The organism is Arthrobacter sp. B0316-1-20 (genome assembly GCF_059091865.1).
The window spans coordinates 1-4024 of the sequence record NZ_JBNHHC010000161.1; the positions used below are offsets into that span (position 1 = coordinate 1).

The window sequence follows — 4024 nt, forward strand, 5'->3', positions numbered from 1 at the left end:
GTCATCGGCCGCCTGAATACGCTGCTGGGGCATCCCCTCGCCGGCGAACATCCAGGTGATCATTTCCGGGTCGCAGAAAGCCTTCCCGTCTTCCTTGAAGACGACGGCGTCCAGGCTCGCATCCTCGGGGACCAGCAGGGTACTGGCCAGCTTCGCGACGTCCGGGAACGATAGGGTCTCCTTCAGAGCAAATCCCGGTATCCGTGCACCGTACTCCGCGGTCTGCCGCAGCGCCAGGGCGGAGAGCAGAACGTCCAGTGTGACGGTCTGCGGCAACAGGCGGTCGGATTTGTCAATCCACTGCTGTACCCGGTCCCGGCAGCGGTCACAGGTGATTCCCGTTCTGAAACGGGAGTGCTGGGCACTCCAGACCTTCCTGGCCTCCGCGCGGCTGCCCACCGGCACCGGCGGCAGCGGCTGACCGCACCGTTCGCAAGCCAGCCCCGTGAGTTCAGCCGATACGAACTGGGCCACATGCTGGGCCACCTTGTCCGCGTTACGGCGGTCGATACGGTCGCCCCACAGCTCCTTCAGGACACGGGGAAAGGACAGCTCATCGCGCTTGCTGACCTCGTTTTCCCAGTAGGCGATGGCCGCTTCGGTTTCCGGTCCGCGATCGCCCAGAATTCCCAGGCGGACGGCTCCGACATCAGCGTGTTCCAACTGCAAAACTCCCTGCTTTTCGGCACTTCTGAACTCCACCGTAGCGCCTCTTCGGGAGGCTGCGGTGAGCTTACCCAGCGGGGTATGCGCATGTGTTCAGGGGAGTAAAAATACCCAGCCAGGCATGCTCGGAGGCACCCATGGTCTACCAGACGCTGACCGTCATCGCCGGCAGTATCATCGTCCTGCTCGCGGGGCTGTCTCCCGGCACAGGTAGCCGAACGGATGCATCTGTCGCCTAAGACTATTGTCAATTGGTCCTCTACCGGTCTCGGCCCGACTACATTAACTCACCGGTGGTGCCCGCCGGTGCCCTCCGTTATAAGCGGCGCTTCGTTCGGCAGTCCGTGGACGCTCACGGGGGGCTTGCCTTGGTCGGCAGGGATCTTGTCTGTTTTTTGGCCTGGCTACATAAGGCCGACATTCCCGCTCCATCATATGTATCGGAGCCTGCTGACTTGATCGCTGCACGGTTAGTGTTAGTGGCCATCAACCGTGGGCAGCGAGGACGCGTAGGATCACGTTCATGGATCAGCGGATTTCAAAACGTGCCGTAAGCGTGCCGGACTCCGGCGGGCCGGGGCAAAAACCCTTGAATATGGAGCCTCCTACCAGAATCGAACTGGTGACCTTCTCATTACGAGTGCTGAGTTCACGAGTTTTCCCGGGGGCTCACCAATGAGCCCGAATCAGCGTCATTTCGGGGATTTTCAGGCCTGGTGTGTTCACTGCAGATCACGGAAGTTCATTTGCAAAGCGTGCCGTTTACGTGCCGGGCTCAAAAGCGACACCTGTCGTTCAGCTTCGCGCATAGAAGTTGGCATGGAACAAGTTCACAACTATGAGCCCGCGATGTGGCTCACCCGCAAGCAGACGGCGGCCCACATGGGCGTGAGCACAGGAACCTTGGCCAACTGGGCCAGCATGGACATCGGGCCGACTTACGCCAAGGTCGGAGCACGACGGGTCATGTACCGGATGGCTGACGTCGATGCATGGATGGCCGCACGGCTGCAGAAGAGGGCCGCGTAATGGGGCGCCCGCAAACACCCGCCTGGCAGCCACAGAACATCACCTCGAAGCAGGATGCGGAAGGCCGCTAGGAGGCACGCACCCGGTTCCGTGATTCTGTCGGGCGCATCCATTTCGTACGGCGTTCCGGCCGGACGAAGGGGGCCGCGGAGCAGGCGGTCCGGCGGGCTATTGCGGAAAAGCGAGAGAGCCACGAGCAAGCCTCAGTAACAGGAGTGCTGACCGTAGCTGACCTGGCACTGGCATGGCTGGAATCGCGGAAGCCTGCACCGGTCAAGGTCGATCCTGAGACCCAGGAAGGGGGAACCGTGACGGACGGGCTGAGCATGCAAACCTGGCTGAAGTACGAACGGAACATCAAAGACCAGCTGCTGCCGAAACTCGGCGGAGAAACGGTCACCAGACTCGGTACACCGCAATGCGAACGGGCAATTCACAGCCTCTACGACAAGGAAGCAGGAACCGGCTACCGAACAGCGGCCATGGCCAAACAGGTACTGCAGCAGGTCATGGACTATGCAGTGCGCCAAGGACACCGGGTGGACAACCCTGTCCGGAGTGTATCCCGTATCCCGAAACCCCGCCGGAAGCCTCAGGTCATGACCCCGGCCGTAACCCGAGCCGTTTACGACGCTGCACAAGCACGACAGCCCGAACCGGGCGTGGGCGGGCCCAAGCCAACGAGCCGCCTGGCGGACACCGTGCTGCTGCTGGCCGCTACCGGCTTGCGCCTCGGAGAAGCGCTTGCCGTCCGCTGGGAAGACATCGATCTGGCGGCCTCGCCGCCCACTGTCACAGTCACCGGGACTCTCGTAGAGCAGACCGGGCTGTTCTTCCGGCAAGGCTATCCAAAAACTGCGGATAGCCGGCGCACGGTCCGTTTGCCGGATTGGGCCACGGGCATGATGCTGCGGCGCAGGGCAAATGCGGCGGCATCGGGTACCGGGGCCGTGTTTGCGACCAGGAATGGCACCTTCGTCAGACCATCGAATTTCCGGGATGATCTTCGCAAGGCGTTGAAGGCGGCCGGAATCACGGAAAGAATCACCCCGCACACATTCAGGCGTACTGTGGCCACTCAATTGGCCGCATCTGCTGGCGACCAGGCAGCTGCTGCACAGCTGGGCCACGCGTCCCCCGAAGTGACGCGGGTGCATTACATCAGCCGTCCTGATCTCGTGCCGGATTACACCGAAGCGTTGGCTGATCTCGCCCCTGCAGCTGTAGAGCGTGAATCAGCATGAGTATGTCGAGCGTACGTTACGCCCGTGATGCTCGACGAAGGCACCAGTCATAGAAGAGGGCCCGTCCTGCGATACCCGTTGTAGGACGGGCCTTTCGGTGCCCAGAGCACACTCAATCCTCTCCTGCGAGGTCTGCTTTCACCCGAACAGATCGATGATCCGGCAGCAGCGAGCAGGCCAACCTCTACCGGATCGACACTGGGCCACTTCTGTATTACGACTCGGCGCCGCGTCAATCCGGGCGGCGGAGCGTCGAGTCCTTGGCCCACCGTTCAGGCTCATACCCGAGCGGGCCGTCGTGACGGAAACGGGCTCCGCAGGTCCCGCACTCCCAGACCGCGTGAATGATCTCCGGGTCGTCTTCACCCGGGTCGTAGATTTCGGCCACCGTCATCTGCTGTGGCGGGTGACCGGTAAGGCACACCAAGGGTGCCGGCTCAGCGGTGTTCATGGCCCGAGGGTAGTTGCGTCCGCTAGAGTCCGGTGCCGGCTACCACATGCCTTCGAAACTGTCTCTGGCCGCCTCCAGCACCTTGGTTGCGTCACCTAAGTGGTTGACGGGCCGCCGGCAGTCTGCGAACCAGCCGGACGGTGAAGTCATCCACAGCGTCACATCTTTGGCGGGCCATCCGTTCTCTCTGGCCAAAGCGAGCAGCGGATTGATGATCGGGTGGATGCTGTGAGTTTCCCGATCGAACTGGAAACCGGGGTACAGCAGGGATCCATCCATCCACGGCCGGATGACCTCCTGGTCGTTGTCGAGCGAGAGCTCCGCATCCCATCCGAGCACCTCGCGGACCTGACCGGCGGTGAGCAGACCGAACTCTGCCGCAATCCGGCGCCAGGCGCGTTCGGCGTTGCGGATGGTCTGGCGCATCTGCGGGCTCACGGCGTTAGGTTCGGTCGTGCTCATGGTTCCAGTGTGAACCTGTTGCCCTTGGGCCAAAATATCTGGCCTATGACGTCGTCCATGCCAGGAGTGTGGTCCCTCTGTCTGGTCTCTCAGTCAGCGCCATTGAAACCGTTTAGGGCTCCTCGCCGAGCAGGCCAGCCTGCGCTTCGAGGTGGTCGATGAATTCGTATGG

General features: G+C 62.1%; 5 protein-coding genes. 2 read left to right on the forward strand and 3 right to left on the reverse strand.

Going from position 1 to position 4024, the window contains the following annotated elements; genetic code table 11:
* The coding region (locus AC5RW2_RS41010; RefSeq protein ID WP_494075292.1) for a hypothetical protein at nt 1-663 on the reverse strand (663 nt) is incomplete at its 3' end.
* 822 nt (nt 664-1485) lie between these two features.
* Here AC5RW2_RS41010 and AC5RW2_RS41015 point away from each other — a divergent pair.
* Both AC5RW2_RS41015 and AC5RW2_RS41020 read left to right on the forward strand, forming a co-directional pair.
* Entirely contained in the window at nt 1486-1695 is a 210-nt protein-coding gene (locus AC5RW2_RS41015) for a helix-turn-helix transcriptional regulator (protein WP_494032579.1), read from the forward strand.
* A 308-nt stretch (nt 1696-2003) separates the two neighbouring features.
* The gene (locus AC5RW2_RS41020) at nt 2004-2939 is read left to right on the forward strand and encodes a tyrosine-type recombinase/integrase (protein ID WP_494037041.1); all 936 of its coding nucleotides are present in this window, start codon (nt 2004-2006) and stop codon (nt 2937-2939) included.
* A gap of 232 nt (nt 2940-3171) precedes the next feature.
* On the opposite strand, the gene AC5RW2_RS41025 is transcribed toward AC5RW2_RS41020, so the two are convergent.
* Together AC5RW2_RS41025 and AC5RW2_RS41030 are read right to left on the reverse strand one after the other, a co-directional pair.
* Nucleotides 3172-3390 (reverse strand): hypothetical protein, encoded by a 219-nt coding sequence (locus AC5RW2_RS41025; protein ID WP_494032577.1) that lies wholly within the window; start codon nt 3388-3390, stop codon nt 3172-3174.
* A 39-nt stretch (nt 3391-3429) separates the two neighbouring features.
* Nucleotides 3430-3852 (reverse strand): hypothetical protein, encoded by a 423-nt coding sequence (locus tag AC5RW2_RS41030; RefSeq protein ID WP_494032576.1) that lies wholly within the window; start codon nt 3850-3852, stop codon nt 3430-3432.
* Nucleotides 3853-4024 lie beyond the last annotated feature (172 nt).